The following is a 21,673-nucleotide window of genomic DNA, read 5'->3' on the forward strand; positions in this document are numbered from 1 at the left end:
ACTTGCAAAGGCACCCTATGGCCACCCAAAAGCTCTATGCGGGCGCGAAACTGCGCGAAATGCGTACGCGCCTGACTCTGACGCAGCGCGAATTTGCCGCCAAACTGGGCGTTTCACTGCCCTACCTGAACCAGATGGAGAACAACAACCGGCCGATCTCGACCACGGTTGTGCTGGCTCTGGCGCAGGAATTCGGAATGGATGTTACCGAACTCAGCACCGGCGACAGCGAACGTCTTGTTTCAGACATGCGCGAGGCGCTGGCCGATCCTGTTTTTTCGGACATTCAGCCCCCACTGGCCGATCTGCGCCTGACAGCTTCCAACGCCCCGGCTCTGGCGCGGGCGTTTATCGAATTGCATAAAACCTATCGGCAGACACATGAACGCCTTGCCTCGCTGGACGAGGCTTTGGGACGCGAAGATGCGCGCATTCAGGCCAGCCCGTGGGAAGAAGTGCGCGATTTCTTCCACTACTGCGACAACTACATCGACGCCGTGGACAGGGCTGCGGAACTGTTTGCCAACCGCGCCGACGGCCCCGGCGGTATCCGGCAAGCCGCCCTGAGCAGCCTTTCAGAGCGTGGAATTCAGGTGGTTTTTTCAGATACGGGCCCCTTGCGCGTTTATGATGTCGACAGCAAAATTTTGCGCCTGTCCTCCCGTGCTGCGCCGCAGACGCAAGTGTTCCAACTTCTGTTGCAGGTTGCGCTGATCAGTCAGGACCAGTTGCTGGAGGCGACGCTGGATTTCGCCAAATTCCAAAGCGACGAAGCCCGCGCCATCGCCAAGATCGGACTTGCCAACTATTTCGCTGGTGCCTCTCTGATGCCTTATACCGCGTTTTTGACCGCCGCTCAGGAAGAGCGTCACGATCTGGAGCTGCTCAGCAACCGTTTCGGGGCGTCGGTCGAGCAGGTTGCACATCGGCTGTCGACACTACAGCGTCCCGGCGCCAAGGGTATCCCGTTCTTCTTCGTCCGGGTTGATCAGGCCGGTACGATCACCAAGCGGCACTCGGCCACACGCCTGCAATTTGCGCGCTTTGGTGGGGCCTGCCCGCTTTGGAACGTGCATCGGGCCTTTGAAACGCCCGGGCATTTCCTGCGGCAACTGGCGGAAACGCCTGATGGTGTTCGCTATATTTCGCTGGCGCGGGATGTCTCAAAATCTGGGGGCTCGTTTGGCGCACCGGTCAGACGATACGCCATAGCGCTGGGATGCGAGGTCCGTCATGCCCCGGCTCTTGTTTATGCTGATAACCTCGACATCAACAATGCCAGCGCCTACGAGCCTATCGGTATTTCCTGCCGCATCTGCGAGCGGCAAACCTGCCACCAGCGTTCGGTCCCGCCGCTGGAACGCCGTCTGAGCATCGACACCCATATTCGCGGCACCCTGCCCTATGAAGTGACTTGATCTTAGTCTGATTTATTATCCCACCGGTGTAGCGTCTCTGGTCACGACGGGGGCAGAGCCCCCGTCACTATATTTAAGCCTTGGACAGGATCGCCCAAATCTCATCCTTCAGCGCCGCGCGCTTTTTGCGCAGGTCAACCTCAGCCAGTTCTTCCATGGGCTCGACATTGGTTTCGGCGCGGTGAACTTCGCGGTTGACCTCATGATATTCATCGGCCAGCCGCGCAAAATGCGCATCCGTTTGCTTGAGCTGGCTCATCAGTTCAACTTTGTCCGGAAACTCTTCGGCCAGTTCATGCGGGGTGTGAGACATTTCTGTTCGCTCCTTCATATGTCGTTGCAAATCAGTGATAGAAGCGTGACCGGGCTTTCGCTTTGACCGGGATCAACTACCCGCAATAATCCCGCGAGTTTCAATACAACACCACGCGCCATCCTGCCGTGCAGAGGGCAAGTTGTTCTGAAACGTGGCTCAGGCTTATCTGGACAAGAACACTGAACTTTTTGCTAATATACCCCCGGCAAGCGCCGAAAATTTACGCATTCAACCGGGGGCAGTTCAGAAGGATTAACGCTGCGCGGTTGCCCAGCCCGGGTGAATCCACGGGCGGTCATTGGCCTTGGGCAACGGGTCTTTGCCCAGCAGGGAATCCGATACTTTCTCGCCCACCATGATCGAGGGCGCGTTGAGATTGCCGTTGGTGATCTGCGGGAAAATCGAACTGTCCGCGACGCGCAGCCCGTCCACACCGATGACGCGACCCTCGGGATCGACCACCGCACCTTTGTCATCCGCACGCCCCATCCGGCAGGTGCCGCAGGGGTGATAGGCGCTTTCGGCATGTTCCGCGATAAAGGCGTTCAGCTCTTCATCCGTTTGCACAGAGGCACCTGGTTGAATTTCCTTACCGGCGTAAGGTTTGAACGCATCCTGCCCAAAGATTTCACGGGTCAGTCGGATACAGGTGCGGAAATCCTCCCAATCCTCTTCGTGGCTCATGTAGTTGAACTTTATCACCGGTGCGTCTTCAGCCCTGTCCGACCGCAGCGTGACTGCACCCCGCGAGGGCGAGCGCATCGGGCCGACATGCGCCTGGAATCCGTGCCCTTCAGCCGCAGCCTGCCCATCATAGCGGACCGCAATTGGCAGGAAGTGATACTGGATGTCAGGGTATTCCACCCCCGGTTTCGACCGGATAAAGGCTGCGCTCTCGAATTGGTTCGACGCCCCCAGCCCCTTTTTTGTAAACAGCCACTGCGCCCCGATCAGGCCCTTGCTGAACAGGTTCCAGTGTTTGTAAAGCGTAATGGGTTGCAGCGAGGCCTGCTGAATATACAGCTCCAGATGGTCCTGAAGGTTCGCACCCACCCCCGGACGATCTGCAACAACGTCGATCCCATGTTCTGCCAGATGCGCGCCCGGTCCGATACCGGACAGCATCAGCAGCTTGGGCGAGTTGATCGAGGACGCAGCCAGAATGACCTCGCGCCGGGCCTTGATGATCTCTTTCTTGCCGCCACGGATCAATTCCACGCCAGTGGCGCGACCGTTTTCCATGACAACCCGAGACGCAAGTCCCCGCACGATATCGCAATTGTCGCGTTTTAGCGCTGGCTTCAGATATGCATTCGCCGCTGACCAGCGCCGCCCTTTCCAGACGGTCTGCTCCATCGGGCCAAAGCCTTCCTGCTTTTCGCCGTTATAGTCGCCGGTGACCTCGTATCCCGCCTGCTGACCCGCATCGACAAAGGCCTGAAACAGTGGGTTCGCACGTGGGCCGCGCGATACGTGCAACGGGCCGTTGGTTCCGCGCCAGGCCGGATCGCCGCCATGACCACCGTCATGCCATGTCTCCATGCGTTTGTAATAGGGCAGCACATCCGCATAGGACCAGCCGTCGGCCCCCATCTCGGCCCAAGTGTCGAAATCGCGTGCGTGACCGCGTACATAAACCATGCCGTTGATCGACGATGACCCGCCGATCACCTTGCCGCGCGGGCAGGCCAGACGGCGGTTGTTCAGATGCGGTTCGGGCTCGGACTGATATCCCCAGTCATAGCGCGACATGTTCATCGGATAGCTGAGCGCGGCGGGCATCTGGATAAACGGCCCCAAGTCGGTACCACCGTGCTCGATCACCAGAACCGAGGCCCCACCTTCGCTCAGACGATATGCCATTGCGCAGCCTGCGGACCCTGCGCCAACGATGACAAAATCTGCTTCCATATTCACAACTCCCCGCCCGCCGGGAAAAACGCCTCCGGCGGGAGTATTTTCAAAAAGACGAAGAGATTACTCGCCGCGTGGGAACCGGGCGTTTTCCTCGACGATGTTCAGATCCATATGATTGCGCATGTAGCGTTCGGACGCTTTTTGCAACGGCTGATAATCCCATGGGTAATATCCGCCCTGCCGCAGTGCCTCGTACACGACCCAGCGTCGCGCCTGACTGGCGCGGACATCCGCGTCGAAGCGCTCCAAATCCCAGCGGGCCTCGGACTTTGCCCGCAGGGTTTGCAGCGTGCCCGCATGTTCGGGACTGTCTGCCAGATTGGTCAGCTCATGCGGGTCTGCCTCAAGATCAAACAGTTGATCCGGGTCCAGCGCGCATCGATTGTATTTCCACTTGCCATAGCGCAGCGACACCAGCGGCGCGTAAGATGCCTCAGCCGCGTATTCCATGGCCACAGGCGCGGTTCGCGTGCCACCTTGCGCCAATGGCACCAGGTTTTCGCCGTCCGTCCATGGTGCGATTTCGTCCATGTCAACGCCTGCCAGAGCCCCGAGCGTGGGTGTCACGTCGATGGTGGAAACCGGCGTATCGATCCGCCCCGCAGGCAAATCCGGGGACGATATCATCAAAGGTACGCGCGCCGAGCCTTCGTAGAAGTTCATTTTGAACCAGAGGCCACGTTCACCCAGCATGTCACCGTGATCCGAGACGAACAGGATGATCGCCTCTTGCCGTGTCGTTTCCAGCACTTCGAGGATTTCACCGATCTTGTCATCGAGATATGTGATGTTGGCGAAATAGGCACGGCGGGACTTGCGAATGTCTTCCTCGGTGATGTCGAAGCTGCGCCAGTCATTGGCATCGAAGATCCGCTTGGCGTGAGAATCCTGGTTTTCATAGCCGATATCAGCGATTTCGGGCAGCAGGTGCGCGCAATCTTCATAGAGGTCCCAGTATTTGCGACGGGCGACATAGGGATCATGCGGATGGGTGAAGCTGACCGTCACGCACCATGGGCGGTCATCCTTGCCGCGCGCAAGGTCATAGAGTTTGGCCTTTGCGTTATAGGCGACCTCGTCATCATACTCCATCTGGTTGGAAATCTCGGCAACACCCGCGCCGGTCACCGATCCCATGTTGTGATACCACCAGTCGATCCGCTCGCCCGGTTTGCGGTAATCCGGTGTCCAGCCAAAATCGGCCGGGTAGATATCAGTTGTCAGGCGATCCTCAAACCCGTGCATCTGGTCCGGGCCGACAAAGTGCATTTTGCCTGACAGACAGGTGTAATACCCGGCCCTGCGCAAATGGTGTGCGTAAGTTGGGATATCGCTGCGGAACTCAGCCGCGTTGTCGTAGACGCCGGTGCGTGAGGGCAATTGACCGGACATGAAGCTGGCCCGCCCCGGCGCACAAAGCGGCGACGCAGTATAAGCGTTGGCAAAACGGGTCGACCGTTCCGCCAGTTTCTTCAGGTTCGGAGCGTGAAGCCAGTCAGCGGGACCGTCGGGAAAGAGGGTTCCGTTCAGCTGATCCACCATCAGGATCAGAATGTTTGGTTTTGTCATTTTTCAGCCTCGAGCAGAGTATCGAGCACGCGCATTGCGTGGTTCACGGCCAGTTGCGGTTCTTCCGGGGCGCTGAGCGCTGCGCGAATATAGAGCCCATCAATCAAAGCAATCATGTTTTCAGCAGCTTCGACCGGATCCTGCATCCTGGGGCGCAGGGCATGGATCAAATTCGACCTGATGCGCGCCTGATAGATCTGCCACAAACGCAGCGCGTCATTGTTGGTCTGCGCCAACACATAAAAGGTCATCCAGGCGGCAGTCACGTCAGGTGTGAAACACGAAGGGGCAAAACAGGCGTGGATAATCGCCTCTGCCCGGTTGCCCGGTTTGGCCGCTTTCAACTGGGCCCTGGCTTCGTCGCTGAAGTCGGCGAGGATCTGACGCATTGCGGCCAGAAATATCTGATCCTTTCCGCCAAAATAATGGTGTGCCAATGCGCTGGACATGCCTGCGCGTTTGGCAATCTGGCTGACGGTTACATCCAGGGATTTCTTGACACCCAGTTCAGCAATCGTCGCTCGAACAATCGCGTCCTTGCGGATCGGCTCCATTCCAACTTTTGGCATCGCTTTCCCCATACAGGTGTCATGCGACCAAGCTAGGATGTTTTTATTGACTCGTCAATCAATGTAAGCGCAGAGATGTCACTTCATAGCTTCGGCGCAATACTGGGAGGCGTCAAGTCCCGACGGTTCAACATGAACTCGCGCCATGAGATGAAGCTTACAGCGCCCAGTATCAGGGTTCCGCCAGCCACAACCCAAAGGTCAACGCTTTCGTGGAAGATCGCAGCACCCACAAGCGTGGCCCAGATCAACTGCAGGAATGTGACGGGTTGTGTGACGGCCACAGGCGCGGCCTGCAACGCCAATGTCATGAAATAATGCCCTGCGGTCGCAAAGCTGGCCACCAGAAACAGAACCCCGAGTTCTTGCATACTGGGCCGGGTCCAGACGGCAACCGCAAAGGGGATCAAGGCGATGGTTACCCAGATGGACAGGTGCGCCACGACAACCGAAGGCGGCACGTCGCGGACAAGAAGCTTGGCCAGTAAATAGGACCCGCTTAGCATCAGGGCCGTTCCGAGCATGGCAAGGTGACCTTGTGAGACCTCGCGAAACCCGGGGCGCAGGATGACCAGCACGCCCACCAAGGCGACCAGAATGGCGGCGACCCTGCGAAAAGCCAGCTTCTCGCCCAGAAACAGGGCTGCGCCCAAGGTGACATAAACCGGCGTCATGTAGTTCATGGCAGTGACTTCGGCCAAGGGAATTTGTGTCATGGCGAAGAACCAGAGCATGACAGCAATCGCGTGTACGACACCGCGTAAACCGAACAATGTCAGCAGGCGGGGTGTCAGCCGGGTCGCCATGATCGACCGCAAGGCCGGTAACAGAAACACCAATCCCAGCGCATAACGCAGAAATGCGGCCTGGATCGGGTTCATCGTCGTGCCCAGAGATTTGACCAAAGCGGTCATCACAACAAAGGACAGCCCGGCGGTAAACATCCAGAACATACCGGCAAGCGGGCGCGACGAAACGGCTAACGATGTCATGGCTTAGGTTGAACACCGAAACCCTGTCGGGAACAACCCTTCACATGACAACAAGTTTCAGTGCGATACCCAGCATTACGACCCCGATCACTGCGTCCAGCACCTGCCAGGCGCGCTGGCGCGCAAACACCGGAGACAAAACACCAGCGCCGTATCCAAGTGAAAAGAAGAAGACAAAGCTGGAAGTGACTGCCCCAATGGCAAATCCGACCCGGTTATCATACTGTGCCGAGATAGAGCCGATCAGAACCACTGTGTCCAGATAGACATGCGGGTTCAGCCAGGTGAAGGCGAGAGCGGTAAGCATCGCGGTTTTGAGGCTGGTTCGCGGACCGTTGCCCGCTTCCATCACCGCGCCACCCCGCAGGGCAGACCCGAAGCTGCGCAGCCCATACCACGTCAGAAAAGCGGCCCCGCCATATCGCATTACAAGTTCAAACCAGGGAGCTGAATGGGTCAGGGTCCCTAACCCCGTGACACCTGCAACGATCAAAACCGCGTCGGACATTGAGCAGGTCAGGCACAGAAGGAACACATGTTCACGCCGCAGCCCCTGTCGCAGAATAAAGGCGTTCTGTGCCCCGATGGCGAGAATCAGACTGAAACCCAGCGCGAAACCGGCGATTATGGACGTGGGCATGGGATCTCCTACTACTGCAAGACGTTGACTAAGGCCGTCGGTGCGATCTATCAAATTAAAGATGTTATCCCAAGTTAAGCCTGGCTAATGCTGCTTGATCCTCTTCACCTGTCCGCTTTGTCTGCCATTCTGCGCCATGGCAGCTTTGATGCGGCTGCGGCAGAGCTGGCGGTGACACCCTCGGCGATATCCCAGCGGATCAGGGCGCTTGAGGATCGGATTGGAGCCACCCTGATACATCGGGGCACTCCTTGCACCGGAACGCCCGCCGGGCTGCGCATTGCCCGTTACGCGGAAGATGTCGGACTGCTTGAGGCACAGCTGGTTCGAGAACTGACGCTGGAGCAGGAACCAAGGTCCGCCCACGTCCGCATTGCCGTACCGGCAGACAGTCTGGCCACCTGGTTTGTTGATGCGATGGCGCAGGTGCCTGACATGCTTTTCGATCTGGTGATCGACGATCAGGATCATTCCGCAGACTGGCTGCGGCGGGGCGAGGTGAGCGCCGCCGTCACCGTTGGTGGTCAGACAGTGACCGGGTGCGACGCGATCCCATTGGGCGTGTTGCAGTATCTGCCAACAGCCAGCCCGGATTTCATTAACACCTGGTTTCGGGACGAAGTGACCGAGGCAGAGCTGGGCAAGGCACCCTGCCTGGTTTTCAACCAAAAGGACGGGCTGCAAAGGGCCTGGATTGTTCAACACACTGGCAAACGTCTGTCACCCCCGTCTCATTTCCTGCCTTCTTCACAAGGATTTGTGGACGCGGCGATTGCCGGGCTTGGGTGGGGTATGAACCCTGCGGCTCTGGTGCAGGAGGCTTTGAAACAAGGGCTGTTGCGCCCCATCGTACCTGATGCGCCGTTGGATGTCGCGCTGAGCTGGCAGGTTGGGCGTGTTCTCGCGCCCGCACTCAAACCACTGACCCAGGCTGTCAAAAAAGCTTCAGAACGGATTTTGCTTCCGCCTCAAAGCGACTAAACAAACACGACATTTTCGGAGGAACCGATGTTCTCACGTGACGCTCTTAGCTATGACCCCATTCCCCTGCCGGACCGATGCGACATCAGCGATACAGACATGCTGGGCGCGGCGCAGGCATTTTACGAAAAGATGCGTCAGCGTCATACTGTACGGGATTTCAGCCCCCGCCCCGTTGCCCGTGAGGTAATCGAAACCAGCCTGAGCACCGCGGGTACCGCGCCGTCTGGCGCCAATCACCAACCCTGGCATTTTGCAGCCATCTCGGACCCTGCCCTGAAACACCGCATCCGGGAAGAAGCCGAAGAAGAAGAACGCCGGTTCTACGCAGGTGGCGCCGGGGATGAATGGATCAAGGCACTGGAGCCCATCGGCACCAACGCGGTCAAAGAACATCTGACAATCGCCCCCTGGCTGATCGTGGTTTTTGCCCAGCGCTGGGGGCAATTCGAGGATGGAACGCGGTACAAGAACTACTACGTCCCGGAAAGTGTGAACATTGCCACCGGCTTTCTGATTGCCGCGCTGCATCACGCGGGCCTCAGCACCCTGACCCACACCCCAAACCCGATGCGGTTTCTGAACGACGCGCTGGACCGGCCCGCGTCGGAAAAACCAACCATGATTATCGCGGTGGGACACCCGTCAGAAGGAGCGACTGTGCCTGCTGTGGCAAAACTCAAGAAACCCCTGGAAGAGATTTCATCCTTCTTCTGAGGCTTTCGCGACGCTCGCCAAAAACTCAATTCGAGGGCTGTTCCGCCTTTTTCCGTTCTGGTTGCATCATGCGGTAGCAGTTTATACAGGACACCAGACTGGCGACGACGATGAAAGCGACGGCCATCGCGACCTCGTGCATGTGGGCGACAGCGGCAAGGCCCGCAGACAACAACACCGCGGTTAAACGCGCGAACGCCTTGACCGCTGCCGATCCTCGCACCCGCTGCTCTTTGGGTGCCACATCCAGAAAATAGAGCTTACGCGCACTGCTGGTCCCGGTCACAGCAACGGTGACAACGAACAGTGCAATTGCATGCAAGTGAACCTGATGGTCGATGCCCAAATAGTGGAATACCAAAAGAACACTGCCTGTTGCGGCGACCATCAATGTCCCGACCACCATGACCGCACGATGGGATTTCATGTTGATGATTTGCCACAGAGGGCCCGATACTAGATATCCCGAGGCAGAAGAAACGATCATCGCGGTCAAACCCTGTGTCGAGCTGTGATGCGCTTCGGCTGCGATGAGTGCAAAGAACGGAACGGACAGCGACACTGCGACCAAGGGCAGACGCATGATCATATAGCGCCGGAACCACTGGTATTCGAACATGCCCAGAACACCCTTGATATTCGCCTTAATCGAAATGCCCCTTTCGGACTGCTGCGGTGTCGTCGGCGCGACCTCACGCGCGGTTTCTGTTATCGCCAGCATGAACAGACCAGACAGCAGGAAAAATAAAACCGAAACGCCAATCATGACTGAATGGCGCGAAAAGGGTGGATTATCCTTGGTGATCTGATGCACCAGCAACGCAAGGCCAATGGCACATAGCCCCCCGGCACCAAGCTGCAGGTATTGCATGACCATGCGCGAACGCGCCTGAACGTGATCCCCTAACAGATCCGTAAGCATCAAGGTCTGCACTTCGCTGACAAGCCCGATCACAAGAAATACAGACAGGAAAACCACTGCGATCAATGGGACAGCCCCGGTCGCGGCCGCAGCTATTGCCAGAACCAGACAGGCGCCAATGACCGCTTCGGTCAACGCAATTGCATGTTTCTTCCGGCTTCTTGCTGCAACGGGTTGCGCCAGAAAGAAGTCGGCAATCAAGCAACCGACCATCCGCACCGACACCAGTGCCCCTGCTACAAACATCGGCAACTCGAAGGAAACGGCTAAAAACGGTAAAACAACCGACGGGCTGCCGAGTGTCCACGCGACCTGAGACAGGATACTTTGCCCGGCCAGAACGGGCACGTTGCGCTTGGTCTGATCGGAAGTTTCGGATGTCATTCGTACTGTGTCTTCGTGTTTCCTGGATTTCCGCCACTTTCAGCCTAAGCGCATCGACTGTTTCAGCCAATAATTCAATAAGACCATCAAAAAACAAAAAACCCGGCCGTTGCGACCGGGTTTCAATGAGTTGGTATTGGGTCAGCTTAAAGCTGCGCCATGACCTCGTCGGTGGCTTCGAAATTGGTCGTGACACGCTGCACGTCGTCATCGTCTTCCAAAGCATCGACCAGCTTCATCAGCTTTTGCATGTCTTCCAGGCCTAGTTCCGTCGTTGTGGTCGGTTTCCAGACCAGCTTGGTGGATTCTGATTCTCCAAGCGCGGTTTCCAATGCAGAGGAGACATCGTTCAGATCGGTATCGGCGCACCAGATGATGTGACCGTCATCCGAGCTTTCGACGTCTTCCGCGCCCGCTTCGATGGCCGCCTCGAAAATGGAATCTGCATCCCCTGCGGTCACCGGGTAAACAACCTCGCCTTTGCGTTCGAACATGAAACCGACCGAACCGGTCTCGCCCAGGTTGCCGCCATTCTTCGAAAAGGTCGAACGCACGGTCGATGCGGTCCGGTTGCGATTGTCGGTCATGGTTTCGACAATGACCGCAACACCATTGGGCCCATAGCCCTCGTAGCGGATTTCTTCGTAATCGTCGCCTTCACCCGCTTGCGATTTCTTGATCGCGCGGTCGATCACGTCCTTGGGGACCGAGTTCGACTTGGCTTCTTTCACCGCCAGACGCAGGCGCGGGTTCTTGTCGGGATCGGGGTCGCCCATCTTGGCGGCGACAGTGATCTCTTTCGACAGTTTGGAAAACAGTTTGGACCGCGCGGCGTCCTGACGCCCCTTGCGGTGCTGGATGTTGGCCCATTTGGAGTGGCCTGCCATAGTGCGTCCTCGTCATCATGTTTGCGTGTTCGGCGCTCATATAGACGTTTGCGGGGGGCAGGATCAAGAGAGCGGCTTGCGACGACCTCACCGCCTTGTATGGTGATGACATGACGACAGATCAGATCATTCTTTTCGCGCTTTTCATCACTGTCTTCGGAATGCTGCTTTGGGGTCGGTTTCGATACGACCTTGTGGCTTTTGCCGCGCTTATGATCGGTGTCGTGCTGGGTGTTGTGCCGGTGGGTGGCGCCTTTGCGGGCTTTGGCCACCCAGCGACCATTATCGTCGCGCTGGTGCTTGTAGTCTCTGCCGGTTTGGTCAGGTCAGGTGCGGTATTTCTGATCACCCGAACTCTGGTTGATGCGTCACGGGGGCTGGGCGCGCATATCGCCCTGATGGGCGGGATCAGTGCGATTCTGTCGGCCTTCATGAACAATGTCGCGGCGCTTGCCCTGCTGATGCCCGTGGATATTCAGACCGCGCGCAAAGCGGGTCGGCCCCCCGGCCTGTCCCTGATGCCCCTGAGCTTTGCCACCATTCTGGGGGGCATGGTCACCCTGATCGGCACCCCGCCGAATATCATCATCGCTTCGATCCGGCAGGAAACGCTGGGCGAGCCGTTTCACATGTTCGATTTTGCCCCTGTCGGTGGAATAGCAGCGATTGCCGGTCTGGCATTTGTCGCGCTGATCGGATGGCGATTGATCCCCAATCGCGGCGTGCAACAAGAAACATCCGAGGTGCTGGCCGAATACATTGCCGAACTGACGATCCCGCCGGGCTCTGCCCATATCGGTAAACGGGTCAGCGAACTTTATGAAACGGCCGAAAAATCCGACGTGGCTATCATCGGCCTGATCCGGGATGGGAAACGGCGATATGGCCGGTCAACCCATGCCACATTGAACGACGGCGACGCGCTGGTGCTGGAAGCACGCCCCGAAGCACTGGACGAATTCCGTTCTGCGCTGAAACTGGATTTCTCGGACACACGACGGCAGGAGCTGCTGACGGCTGAAGGCGACGGGCTTGAAGTAATCGAAGTGGTCGTTCCCGAAAGCGCGCGCATAGCCGGCCGTACAGCGCAGGGTATCGGGTTGGCCTGGCGCCAAAGTACCGTCCTGATGGGCATCTCGCGTCAGGGTCGTCAGATCACCGAACAGGTTCGCAAGACCGAGGTTCAACCGGGAGACATCCTGCTGCTGCTTTGCCCTCGCGATCGCAGCGCTGATGTGACCGATTGGCTGGGGTGTCTGCCACTGGCCGAACGCGGATTGAACGTGACGGCAAACGACAAGGCTTGGCTGGCCATCGGTCTGTTTGCCGCTGCCGTCTTTGCGGCCAGTGTCGGGTTGATTTACCTTCCCGTCGCATTGGGGCTTGTCGTCATTGCCTATGTGCTGACCAAGGTCATGCCAATCACGGAGATCTATAACCACATCGAATGGCCCGTTGTCGTGCTGCTGGGTTCGATGATCCCACTGGGCAGCGCTTTGGAAACATCCGGCGGCACCGAGCTGATTGCCAATGCGCTGCTCCAGCTGACCGACGGTCTGCCTGCATGGGCGATCCTGACGGTACTGATGGTCGTGACGATGACCTTGTCGGATGTACTGAACAACACCGCCACCGCCATCGTCGCGGCACCGGTGGGCATCCAGATGGCCCAAACGCTCGGGGTGTCGCCCGACCCTTTCCTGATGACCGTTGCCGTTGCGGCTTCGGCTGCGTTCCTGACGCCTATCGGTCACAAGAACAACACGCTGGTTCTGGGCCCCGGCGGCTATCATTTTGGCGACTACTGGCGCATGGGCCTGCCGCTGGAGGCTCTGATCATCGCGGTTTCCGTCCCCGCCATCCTTGTCTTTTGGCCGCTGTGACGGGTAAAGGCTGATCATGAAACGCTTTTTGATCCTGCAACTGCGCCCTGAAACGGATGCCTCCGACGCAGAATATGCTTCGATCCTGAACCGCAGCGGGTTGTCGCCCGAACGCACGCATCGCATCCGTCTGGATTGCGAAGACCTGCCAGAAGGGCTGAAAGTCGCGGACTATGCGGGGGTTATCGTAGGCGGTGGGCCGGGATGCGTCAGTGACGACCCCGCAACCAAATCCGCGACGGATGCGCGGATCGAAGCCGCGATCCTGGGTTTGATGCCGCAGATTACCGCGCTGGATCACCCCTTCATGGGGTGCTGCTATGGCCTTGGTATTCTGGCCGTGCATTTGGATGGAGACGTCAGCAAAGCCCGGTATGGCGAGCCCGTGGGACCGTCCAGGTGCCGCCTGACCCCCGAAGGACAACAAGACCCGTTGACCGCAGAATTGGACGCCACCTTTGATGCGTTTGTTGGCCACAAAGAAGCGGTTCAAGCCTTGCCTGAGGGCTGCGTTCACCTTGTTGCGTCCGACCCCTGCCCGTTTCAGATGATCCGCTGGGGCCGGAACGTATATGCCACTCAGTTCCATCCGGAAGCCGATGCCAAAGACTTTGAACAGCGCATCAACATCTACAGGAACCACGGTTACTTCCCGCCCGAAGACGCGCAGAAACTGATCGACCACTGCCATTCGGCAGAGGTTACGCAGCCCGGCGAAATCCTGCGCCGTTTCGTCCAGCGATACGAGTGACCCAACGGCGCGGTTGCCTGCGCCATTCCGCCTCGCTTAGGCTGATCTGAAGCAACTTTGCGCGGGGTTGATTGCGGATCACCAGGTTGCCATTGCCGGCCGCCTTGTTTTGCTGGCCCTGCTTTCGGCCATCCATGGCATCATGTTGCCTGCCGTGAATCTGCCGTTCACCGCATTGTTCCGCCGCCGCTGAAAGGAGTGTTCATGACAAACAATACTGCAGATGCGATTATCGTCGGTTCCGGGTTGGCCGGGCTGGCCGCTGCGGCGGAACTGGGCGACCGGGGCAAGAAGGTGATCATTGTCGATCAGGAACCCGAAAGCTTTCTGGGTGGTCAGGCGTTCTGGAGCCTTGGCGGACTGTTCATGGTCGACACCCCCGAACAGCGCCGCATGGGTATACGCGACAGCCACGAGTTGGCGCTGCGCGACTGGATGGGCAGCGCACAGTTTGACCGTGACGAAGACGCGTGGCCCCGCAAATGGGCCGAAGCCTATATCGAGTTTGCGGCTGGCGAGATGCGTCCATGGCTGCACGAGATGGGCTTGCGCTGGTTTCCGGTCGTTGGTTGGGCCGAACGTGGCGGGTCTTATGCGACGGGGCATGGCAACTCAGTCCCGCGCTTTCATATCACATGGGGCACCGGCCCCGGCGTTCTGGAACATTTTATCCGACGCGTCCGCGATCATGTCAGCGCCGGGTTGATCCAGATGAAGTTCCGCCACCAGGTCAGCCATATCATCATGCAGAACGGAACCGCTAAAGGTGTTTCCGGAGAAATTCTGGCCGATGACACCACCCAGCGCGGCGGCAAAACCAACCGCGACGAGGTTGGCGAGTTCGAAGTTTATGCCCCGTCAATCATCGTCACGTCCGGCGGTATTGGTGGCAATTTTGATATGGTGCGTCAAAATTGGCCCCGGGACCGTTTGGGTGAGCCACCAGAAGATATGGTTGCAGGGGTGCCCTTTCACGTCGATGGCCGCATGATCGCAATCAGCGAAAAAGCGGGCGGCCATGTCATCAATGGTGATCGGATGTGGCATTACACCGAAGGCGTGCGCAACTGGGACCCGATCTGGCCCGCCCACGGCATTCGTATCCTGCCCGGACCAAGCTCAATGTGGTTTGACGCCAGGGGCAACCGCTTGGCACCGCCCTGTCTGCCGGGGTTCGACACTCTGGGAACTCTGCGTGAGATTCTGAAAACCGGGTATGAATACAGCTGGTTTGTTCTGACCCAGAAGGTGATCAAAAAGGAATTTGCGCTGTCCGGGTCGGAACAAAACCCCGACTTCACTTCGGGCAGCTGGAAAGAGGTTATCCGTCAACGCATTCTGTCAGGTTCCAGCGCAACTGCGCCGGTTGAGGCGTTCAAGGAAAAGGGTGAGGACTTTGTTGTCGCCAACACGCTGACCGAACTGGTCAATGGCATGAACCATCTGGGCGACACTCCGATAGACGAGGCTCAACTGCGTGCCCAGATCGAAGCCCGGGATTCGCAGGTCGACAACCCCTTTTCGAAAGATGCGCAGATGATGGCGATCCTTGCTGCGCGCAATTACCGCGGAGATAAACTGATCCGCACAGCCAAACCGCACAAGTTTCTGGATCCGGCCAACGGCCCGCTGATTGCCGTCAAGCTGCATATTCTGACACGCAAATCTCTGGGTGGGTTGCAGACCAATCTGGACAGTCAGATGATTGGATCAGACGACAATGTCGTACCGGGCCTGTTCGCTGCTGGCGAAGTCGCCGGATTCGGCGGCGGCGGTTATCACGGCTACAACGCGCTGGAGGGTACATTCCTGGGCGGCTGCATCTTTTCCGGTCGCAATGCCGGGCGTTCAAGGGCTGTCGCCTGACGCACTTTCCCGGTTACTTGCGCATCAGTTTGATCACCGGCTGGCCCTGCGCATCCAGCAGAGCCAGAGCGTTGCCCTGCATCGCGAAGGTCGTGACGTTTTGCAAGGCTTGCAGGAATTGCCGCTCGACCGCGTCCAACGGAGGTGGGCAAGCCATGAGTGTTGCCGCCATGTTGTCAGGAAACGCAATACGATTACCGGAGATCTCGGCCCGACCACTGAACCGGTTGCAGCCGCTGCTGCCTGAAAAGACGCCATCCTGATCAAAGACAAGCTCAGGGCGTTTTTCGGTCTCGATAGGCGCACCATTCAGGCCCGAGGCGGTCCATTGGGTGTTATCCAGCGTTGCCGCCCCCTGCCCCTGGACCTGAACCAACAGCAGATCGGCGGCATTCTCTGCCCCATTCGTCAGAACCGGGTACACAGTATCTGTGGTGAACAGCAAGTTTTGCCCCTGCATCACTGAAGCCCGCACGCCATAGCGATGAGCATCGATGATCAGCGCGTCGTCATAGGTCAATTTGAACTGCGCGGGCACCCCGCTCAGCGCATACCGTTGCGCGGCAAGAGTGACAGCGGGGGCATCGGCCAGCGAGATATCCTGAAGCTCAACATAAAGGGTTGCGTCCGGTGGCAGTGCAATGCGCTCTCGGTACGTTGCGGTCCCTTCAACAATACCGGCAATAGCGACACTGCTTAAAGCTGCCCAAGTTGCTGCACCCGCCCATATTGCGCGACCCAAATGCTGCATCGGTCAAATCCTTTTGCAAACCCTCTTCGCAAAAGATCGTGTGCCCTTGGGTCTTTGCAAGATGTGCTTCGCCAAAGTGGCGATTCTGCGCCGAAATCACAAAGGCCAGATCAATGGAATAAGAAGGGATGCCAACAATCCGACCGTCAGGTTAAGCGGAACACCCACCTTCATGAAATCGGTGAACCTGTAGCCGCCAGGGCCGTAGACCATCATGTTGGTTTGGTACCCGATCGGTGTTGCAAAGGATGCCGAAGCCGCCACCATAACCGCAACTACCAACGGGCGCGGGTCCATTCCGACGGCCTGGGCCAGCCCGATGGCTATAGGCGTGACCACAACTGCGACCGCATTGTTGGAAACCAGTTCGGTCAGCACCGAAGTCAGCAGATAGATCGCCCAGATGATCAGGAAGGGCGGCAAAGCGCTTAGTCCCGGTGCCACGGCCTCGACAATCAGTGAAACCGCGCCAGAGCTGTCCAGTGACGCACCGATGGCGAGCATCGCGAAGATCAGCGCCAACAGGCGACCTTCGACAAACGAAAACGCCTCGTCCGCATCGATGCAACGGGTCAGAAGAACCACGGCTACGGCCACAATCGACAACAGCAGGATCGGCGCGACACCCAATGCCGCCAAGACGACGATCCCGACCAGCGCGCCAATTGCAATCGGTGCATGACTGCGACGGAAGGCGCGTGCAGAGGGCTGGCTGACATCCACCATGTCCATGTCCGCGGCAAGGCGCTGGATATCTGCCGGGGCGCCCTCCAGCAGTAATGTATCCCCTACCCGAACCACCAGATCATCCAACTGGCGACCGATATTCTGATTGCGTCGGTGAACGGCCAGCACATAGACACCATACCGGCGCCGAAGTCGCATCATTCCAAGGGTCCGACCCACCAAACGGCATCCGGGTGTGATCAGCACCTCGACGGTCTTGGTCTCGACAGCGGAAACCTGATCCACACGCTTCAGCTCTTTGTTGCTCTGTAGGCTCAGAAGTTCGGTCATCTCGGTGCGCAGAACCACGCGGTCACCGACCTGCAATTCAACGCCCTTCAGATTGCGCCGCAGCGATTCATCGCCCCGGACCACGTCGATCAGACGCACGCCGGGGCGTTTGAACAACTGAACGCCGGTCACTTCACGCCCGATCAGGTTGCTGTCGGGCGGAATGACCGCTTCGGTGAAAAACTTCATTCTGGACCGATCGCTGAGCAGCGAGGCCATGCTATCCCGCTCGGGCAACAATCTGGGGGCGATGAAACGCAGATAGATCATGCCGTAGATCACCAGTGCAATCCCCAGCGGCGTGACCTCGAATATCGAAAAAGCTTTCATCCCCTGCGCGCGGGCCACACCATCCACAAGCAGGTTGGTGGACGTTCCGATCAGTGTCAGTGTCCCGCCAAGAATGGCGGCATAACTGAGTGGAATTAGCAGCTTTGACGCGGGTACGTTCAGCGTGCGGGCGATTTGAACAAAAACCGGGATCATGACCACAACAACGGGCGTGTTCGACACAAAAGCCGAGGCCAGCACGACAAATCCCATCAGCAATCCGATGGCAATACGCGGGTTGACCTGCGCCTGCCTTTGCGCGGTCGACGTAAAGGCGTCCAAGGCCCCGGTCCGCACCAAGGCCCCCATGATGATGAACATTGCCCCAATCGTCCAGGGCGCGGGATTGGACAGGACCGCCAGCGCGCTTTGATAGGGCAGGATCCCTGTGACCAGCATCAGTGAAACACCACCGATGGCCACGACCTCGGCCGGATAAACCTCGCGCAGGAACATGACGAACATGCTCGCAACAATCAGCAGCGCCAGAATTGCGCTGCCCGTCTCTGTCAGTGAAAGGAAATTCATTCGTGGTATTCTGTCCGAACCCTGGCCCAAGCGCCTGATGACATGCAGTTTCACGCATTGCGCGTGGCAGGGCAAGCCTGACGTTCGTCAATCGGGCCCGGCTTGTTCCAAACGTCCACCAACGCGCACCATGCGAACAGATTTGGCCTGGCCGTCGCGATCATCCGTTTCGACGAAAACTCCGCTCAGCGTGGCCTCGCCAATGGCAGGGGTAAACCGGGTCTTGGGCATCCCGGTTATGAACCGGCGCATCGGTTCCTGCTTGTCCATACCAATGACCGAGTCATAGTCGCCGCACATGCCCGCATCCGTCAGATAGGCTGTGCCACCTGGCAGAATCTGCGAATCCGCTGTCGGTACATGGGTATGTGTTCCCACCACAAGGCTGGCGCGCTTGTCGCAATAATGACCCATGGCCATCTTCTCAGACGTCGCCTCGCAATGCATATCGACGATGATGGCCTGTGCCTGTCCACCCCGTGGGTGCGACTTCAGGATAGGTTCAATGGCCGAGAACGGGTCGTCGAATGGCCGTTTCATAAAGACCTGCCCCAACACCTGCACCACCAGAACTTTGCGCCCGCCGGGTGCGTTAAACAGCCGGTGCCCCCGCCCCGGCGCACCCTTTGCATAGTTCACCGGGCGCACGATGCGCTGTTCTTTCTCGATATATTGCAGCATGTCTTTCTGGTCGAACGCATGGTCGCCCAATGTCAGGCAATCTGCCCCGGCATCCAGCAGCAGCTTGGCGTGATCGCCGCTCAACCCCATGCCGTTCGACGCGTTTTCGCCATTGACCACAACGAAATCCAGCCGCCATTCGTCGCGCAGGCGCGGCAAATGTTGCTGAACGGCCGCGCGCCCCGCGCGCCCCATCACATCACCAAGAAACAAAATCCTCATGATCCGGGTCGTAGGTGCTGTGCTGGGCAATAACAAGGCGGAACCGTGAAATTTAAGTTGAGCCGAACTTGAAATTGCATGCAGGCGTGGCAAAGTCTTAGCCATGCGCTTAAATCAAAAGGACATGTTGTGAAGCTATTGGCAATACTGACATTCGGCCTTGTGGTCGCTTCGGGTGTTATGGCGCAAGGCACAAAGACATCCATGCCCAATCCCGCAGCAACCTTTTGCGTCGAGAATGATGGGGTTTACCAACTTCGGAAGAACGAAGATGGAAGCGTCTTTGGTATCTGCATCCTGAAAGACGGTACCGAGGTGGATGCCTGGGACTATTTACGCAGCCACTTTCAGCAATGAGGCTTAGAACGTCAGCACCCGGCTTTCGGTGATAACCATGTTCAGCGGCTGATCGGTCGGCTCCAGCGGCAGTTTCTGCGCCTCTTGCGCGTCAAAAGCGAAACCGATTGCCAGTGTCGCGCGCTTGCCTCGCAGTCCTTCCAGCGTGCGGTCATAAAATCCACCGCCATATCCCAAACGCCCGCCGTTGGCATCAAAAGCCACCAGCGGCACAATCAGGATTTCGGGGTCGAAATAATCATCAACCTCGGGCACTCTGGCACCGAATGGGCCGTCTTTCAGCGGTCCTTCTGGCGTCCAGCGCGAAAATTTCAGAGGTTTTCCAGCGGCTTGTATCACGGGAACACCGACAGGTCCATAAGCCGCAGCTTCAGCCATGGCAGACACCGGGTCGATCTCGGTTCGGATTGGCATGTAGCCTGACAAGGGCACGCCGCGATAACCCGCCAGAACCTCGGACAAACGTCCGGCCGCACCGGGAACACGCGTGTCGAACGCGACCTTGCGGCGCGCAAATGCCGCTTTGCGTGCAGCTGCTTTGATTTCAGTCAGATCGGTCACAATAGCACCACACTGGCAAGCCCAAGAAAGATGAAGAACCCCATGACATCGGTTGTGGTTGTCACAAAGGTTCCTGACGCCAGCGCCGGGTCAATTCCCAGACGATCCAGCACTACCGGTACTACCGTACCTGCAAAGCCCGCGATGATCATGTTCACGACCAAGGCTGACCCAATCACGACACCCAGCCAAGGTGAACCGAACCACAGCATTCCCACGGTCCCCAGTACAATGGCAAAACAGAGCCCGTTCAACATGCCCACCAGCAGTTCCCGCCTGATAACGCGCATCACGTTTGAGTTGGTCAGGTCGCGCGTCGCCAGTGCGCGCACTGCAACGGTCAGCGACTGCGTTCCCGCATTGCCCCCCATGGATGCAACAATCGGCATCAGGATGGCCAGCGCGACAAGCTGGTCAATTGCCGCCGCAAATTGTGAGATCACCAACGAAGCACAGATTGCCGTGCACAGGTTTACCGCCAGCCAGGGCAACCGTCGCCGACTGGTGGCCGCCACACTGTCGGACAGCGAGCTTTCGTCGCTCACACCGGCAAGGCGCAGGATGTCTTCTTCGTGCTCTTCATCCAGAACAACCATCGCGTCGTCGATGGTGATCACACCAACCAGACGCCCGTCGGCATCGACCACGGGGGCCGAGATCAGGTGATACTGGTTGAAGGCATAAGCCACATCCTCCTCGTCCTGATCAACGGGGATGATGTGAAACTCCTCTTCCGCCAGATCGCGCAAAGGCACTTCACGACGGGACGCCATCAGCTTGCCCAATGTCACCTGCGCTGTTGGTTTCAGGCGCGGGTCGACCAGAACAACATGATAGAACTGCTCGGGCAGATCGTCATTGGCACGCATGAAGTCGATGGCCTGACCGACGGTCCAATGCTCGGGGGCCATGACGACCTCACGCTGCATCAAACGACCAGCAGAACTCTCGGGGTAAGCAAGCGCCTGTTGCGCTGCTAGCCGCTCGGAATCTTCGAGCGCACCCAGAATGGCTTCCTGCTGCGGTTCCTCAAGATCTTCCAGAAGGTCAACGACGTCGTCGCTTTCCATCTCGCGCACGGCTTCCGCCAGAACCTCGGGGGTCAGAACGGCGATGATTTCCTCGCGAACCGATTCATCCAGTTCAGACAGGATGTCGCCGTCAAATTCCTTATCATAGAGCCGGATCAGCCGGGCCCGGTCATAAGGATTGATCTGCTCCAAAAGGTCAGCGATATCGGCCGCGTGCAGCGGCTCCATCAGCTCAATCAGCTTGTCACGATCATCCACATCAACCGCATAAAGGATCGCCGCCACGGTACGGCGATCCAGCGCATACGCGTCTTCGTCCTGGGGCAGATCGTGTTCGGCTTGGTTATTGCCTGTCGTCATGCGCTGCCCCCTTCTTTCGGCGA

Annotated in this window: 20 protein-coding genes; 7 read left to right on the forward strand and 13 right to left on the reverse strand. The window is 58.1% G+C overall.

Annotation, left to right across the window (positions count from 1 at the left end):
* Window positions 1–17: 17 nt before the first annotated feature.
* Window positions 18–1,418, forward strand: coding sequence for a helix-turn-helix domain-containing protein (locus AC2FLZ_RS01120; RefSeq protein WP_480554045.1), 1,401 nt, complete (start codon window positions 18–20; stop codon window positions 1,416–1,418).
* Between the two features lie 73 nt (window positions 1,419–1,491).
* Here the strand turns inward: AC2FLZ_RS01120 and AC2FLZ_RS01125 are convergent, their stop codons facing one another.
* The 6 genes from AC2FLZ_RS01125 to AC2FLZ_RS01150 all read right to left on the reverse strand — a co-directional run bounded on the left by AC2FLZ_RS01125 (window position 1,492) and on the right by AC2FLZ_RS01150 (window position 7,421).
* Window positions 1,492–1,731, reverse strand: a complete 240-nt coding sequence (locus AC2FLZ_RS01125) for an HP1242/YdcH family protein (protein ID WP_480475823.1) — start codon at window positions 1,729–1,731, stop codon at window positions 1,492–1,494.
* A gap of 255 nt (window positions 1,732–1,986) precedes the next feature.
* A complete protein-coding gene (gene betA / locus AC2FLZ_RS01130; RefSeq protein WP_480554044.1) occupies window positions 1,987–3,645 on the reverse strand; it encodes a choline dehydrogenase in 1,659 nt (552 codons plus the stop codon).
* 66 nt (window positions 3,646–3,711) lie between these two features.
* The gene (betC, locus tag AC2FLZ_RS01135) at window positions 3,712–5,220 is read right to left on the reverse strand and encodes a choline-sulfatase (RefSeq protein ID WP_480516210.1); all 1,509 of its coding nucleotides are present in this window, start codon (window positions 5,218–5,220) and stop codon (window positions 3,712–3,714) included.
* Window positions 5,217–5,789, reverse strand: coding sequence for a choline-binding transcriptional repressor BetI (gene betI, locus AC2FLZ_RS01140; RefSeq protein ID WP_480554043.1), 573 nt, complete (start codon window positions 5,787–5,789; stop codon window positions 5,217–5,219). Before betI ends, betC begins: the two co-directional genes overlap by 4 nt.
* Window positions 5,790–5,872: 83 nt before the next feature.
* Window positions 5,873–6,781 (reverse strand): DMT family transporter, encoded by a 909-nt coding sequence (locus tag AC2FLZ_RS01145; protein WP_480516206.1) that lies wholly within the window; start codon window positions 6,779–6,781, stop codon window positions 5,873–5,875.
* Between the two features lie 40 nt (window positions 6,782–6,821).
* Window positions 6,822–7,421 (reverse strand): LysE/ArgO family amino acid transporter, encoded by a 600-nt coding sequence (locus AC2FLZ_RS01150; protein WP_480554041.1) that lies wholly within the window; start codon window positions 7,419–7,421, stop codon window positions 6,822–6,824.
* 87 nt (window positions 7,422–7,508) lie between these two features.
* Here AC2FLZ_RS01150 and AC2FLZ_RS01155 point away from each other — a divergent pair, with 87 nt between their 5' ends.
* Both AC2FLZ_RS01155 and AC2FLZ_RS01160 read left to right on the forward strand, forming a co-directional pair.
* Window positions 7,509–8,402 (forward strand): LysR family transcriptional regulator ArgP, encoded by an 894-nt coding sequence (locus AC2FLZ_RS01155; protein WP_480624566.1) that lies wholly within the window; start codon window positions 7,509–7,511, stop codon window positions 8,400–8,402.
* Between the two features lie 27 nt (window positions 8,403–8,429).
* On the forward strand, window positions 8,430–9,119 hold the full coding sequence (locus tag AC2FLZ_RS01160) for a nitroreductase family protein (protein WP_480475809.1): 690 nt from the start codon (window positions 8,430–8,432) through the stop codon (window positions 9,117–9,119).
* Between the two features lie 25 nt (window positions 9,120–9,144).
* Here the strand turns inward: AC2FLZ_RS01160 and AC2FLZ_RS01165 are convergent, their stop codons facing one another.
* Together AC2FLZ_RS01165 and AC2FLZ_RS01170 are read right to left on the reverse strand one after the other, a co-directional pair.
* The gene (locus AC2FLZ_RS01165; protein ID WP_496881621.1) at window positions 9,145–10,425 is read right to left on the reverse strand and encodes an MFS transporter; all 1,281 of its coding nucleotides are present in this window, start codon (window positions 10,423–10,425) and stop codon (window positions 9,145–9,147) included.
* 146 nt (window positions 10,426–10,571) lie between these two features.
* Complete coding sequence (locus AC2FLZ_RS01170; RefSeq protein ID WP_480475805.1) at window positions 10,572–11,312, reverse strand: YebC/PmpR family DNA-binding transcriptional regulator; 741 nt, start codon at window positions 11,310–11,312, stop codon at window positions 10,572–10,574.
* Window positions 11,313–11,422: 110 nt separating this feature from the next.
* Here AC2FLZ_RS01170 and AC2FLZ_RS01175 point away from each other — a divergent pair, with 110 nt between their 5' ends.
* From AC2FLZ_RS01175 to AC2FLZ_RS01185, 3 genes are all read left to right on the forward strand, one after another.
* Window positions 11,423–13,195, forward strand: a complete 1,773-nt coding sequence (locus tag AC2FLZ_RS01175; RefSeq protein WP_496881622.1) for an SLC13 family permease — start codon at window positions 11,423–11,425, stop codon at window positions 13,193–13,195.
* 16 nt (window positions 13,196–13,211) lie between these two features.
* Window positions 13,212–13,946 (forward strand): glutamine amidotransferase, encoded by a 735-nt coding sequence (locus AC2FLZ_RS01180; RefSeq protein ID WP_496813754.1) that lies wholly within the window; start codon window positions 13,212–13,214, stop codon window positions 13,944–13,946.
* Window positions 13,947–14,150: 204 nt separating this feature from the next.
* Window positions 14,151–15,812, forward strand: coding sequence for an FAD-binding dehydrogenase (locus AC2FLZ_RS01185; RefSeq protein WP_496881623.1), 1,662 nt, complete (start codon window positions 14,151–14,153; stop codon window positions 15,810–15,812).
* Window positions 15,813–15,825: 13 nt separating this feature from the next.
* On the opposite strand, the gene AC2FLZ_RS01190 is transcribed toward AC2FLZ_RS01185, so the two are convergent.
* From AC2FLZ_RS01190 to AC2FLZ_RS01200, 3 genes are all read right to left on the reverse strand, one after another.
* A complete protein-coding gene (locus AC2FLZ_RS01190; protein ID WP_480554036.1) occupies window positions 15,826–16,563 on the reverse strand; it encodes an META domain-containing protein in 738 nt (245 codons plus the stop codon).
* Window positions 16,564–16,659: 96 nt separating this feature from the next.
* Window positions 16,660–18,438 (reverse strand): SLC13 family permease, encoded by a 1,779-nt coding sequence (locus AC2FLZ_RS01195; RefSeq protein WP_480493752.1) that lies wholly within the window; start codon window positions 18,436–18,438, stop codon window positions 16,660–16,662.
* A gap of 87 nt (window positions 18,439–18,525) precedes the next feature.
* Complete coding sequence (locus AC2FLZ_RS01200; RefSeq protein ID WP_480554035.1) at window positions 18,526–19,341, reverse strand: TIGR00282 family metallophosphoesterase; 816 nt, start codon at window positions 19,339–19,341, stop codon at window positions 18,526–18,528.
* 129 nt (window positions 19,342–19,470) lie between these two features.
* Here AC2FLZ_RS01200 and AC2FLZ_RS01205 point away from each other — a divergent pair, with 129 nt between their 5' ends.
* Window positions 19,471–19,698 carry a putative hemolysin gene (locus AC2FLZ_RS01205; RefSeq protein ID WP_480475791.1) on the forward strand — a complete coding sequence of 76 codons (228 nt, stop codon included), beginning with the start codon at window positions 19,471–19,473 and terminating at the stop codon, window positions 19,696–19,698.
* Window positions 19,699–19,701: 3 nt separating this feature from the next.
* On the opposite strand, the gene AC2FLZ_RS01210 is transcribed toward AC2FLZ_RS01205, so the two are convergent.
* The gene (locus AC2FLZ_RS01210; RefSeq protein ID WP_480475789.1) at window positions 19,702–20,259 is read right to left on the reverse strand and encodes a 5-formyltetrahydrofolate cyclo-ligase; all 558 of its coding nucleotides are present in this window, start codon (window positions 20,257–20,259) and stop codon (window positions 19,702–19,704) included.
* Window positions 20,256–21,650: a magnesium transporter gene (gene mgtE / locus AC2FLZ_RS01215; RefSeq protein ID WP_480475787.1), complete on the reverse strand. Its 1,395-nt coding sequence runs from the start codon at window positions 21,648–21,650 to the stop codon at window positions 20,256–20,258. Before mgtE ends, AC2FLZ_RS01210 begins: the two co-directional genes overlap by 4 nt.
* Window positions 21,651–21,673 lie beyond the last annotated feature (23 nt).

This window comes from Ruegeria sp. YKSF131 (assembly GCF_059612645.1).

Bases quoted from the DNA above. Each gene is read 5' to 3' on its own strand.
- AC2FLZ_RS01125 (WP_480475823.1), bottom strand. From the start codon at position 1,731: ATGTCTCACACCCCGCATGAACTGGCCGAAGAGTTTCCGGACAAAGTT.
- betA (WP_480554044.1), bottom strand. From the start codon at position 3,645: ATGGAAGCAGATTTTGTCATCGTTGGCGCAGGGTCCGCAGGCTGCGCA.
- AC2FLZ_RS01195 (WP_480493752.1), bottom strand. From the start codon at position 18,438: ATGAATTTCCTTTCACTGACAGAGACGGGCAGCGCAATTCTGGCGCTG.
- AC2FLZ_RS01155 (WP_480624566.1), top strand. From the start codon at position 7,509: ATGCTGCTTGATCCTCTTCACCTGTCCGCTTTGTCTGCCATTCTGCGC.
- AC2FLZ_RS01160 (WP_480475809.1), top strand. From the start codon at position 8,430: ATGTTCTCACGTGACGCTCTTAGCTATGACCCCATTCCCCTGCCGGAC.
- AC2FLZ_RS01190 (WP_480554036.1), bottom strand. From the start codon at position 16,563: ATGCAGCATTTGGGTCGCGCAATATGGGCGGGTGCAGCAACTTGGGCA.
- AC2FLZ_RS01180 (WP_496813754.1), top strand. From the start codon at position 13,212: ATGAAACGCTTTTTGATCCTGCAACTGCGCCCTGAAACGGATGCCTCC.
- betI (WP_480554043.1), bottom strand. From the start codon at position 5,789: ATGCCAAAAGTTGGAATGGAGCCGATCCGCAAGGACGCGATTGTTCGA.
- AC2FLZ_RS01175 (WP_496881622.1), top strand. From the start codon at position 11,423: ATGACGACAGATCAGATCATTCTTTTCGCGCTTTTCATCACTGTCTTC.
- AC2FLZ_RS01185 (WP_496881623.1), top strand. From the start codon at position 14,151: ATGACAAACAATACTGCAGATGCGATTATCGTCGGTTCCGGGTTGGCC.
- AC2FLZ_RS01150 (WP_480554041.1), bottom strand. From the start codon at position 7,421: ATGCCCACGTCCATAATCGCCGGTTTCGCGCTGGGTTTCAGTCTGATT.
- AC2FLZ_RS01145 (WP_480516206.1), bottom strand. From the start codon at position 6,781: ATGACATCGTTAGCCGTTTCGTCGCGCCCGCTTGCCGGTATGTTCTGG.
- mgtE (WP_480475787.1), bottom strand. From the start codon at position 21,650: ATGACGACAGGCAATAACCAAGCCGAACACGATCTGCCCCAGGACGAA.
- AC2FLZ_RS01200 (WP_480554035.1), bottom strand. From the start codon at position 19,341: ATGAGGATTTTGTTTCTTGGTGATGTGATGGGGCGCGCGGGGCGCGCG.
- AC2FLZ_RS01165 (WP_496881621.1), bottom strand. From the start codon at position 10,425: ATGACATCCGAAACTTCCGATCAGACCAAGCGCAACGTGCCCGTTCTG.
- AC2FLZ_RS01170 (WP_480475805.1), bottom strand. From the start codon at position 11,312: ATGGCAGGCCACTCCAAATGGGCCAACATCCAGCACCGCAAGGGGCGT.
- AC2FLZ_RS01120 (WP_480554045.1), top strand. From the start codon at position 18: ATGGCCACCCAAAAGCTCTATGCGGGCGCGAAACTGCGCGAAATGCGT.
- betC (WP_480516210.1), bottom strand. From the start codon at position 5,220: ATGACAAAACCAAACATTCTGATCCTGATGGTGGATCAGCTGAACGGA.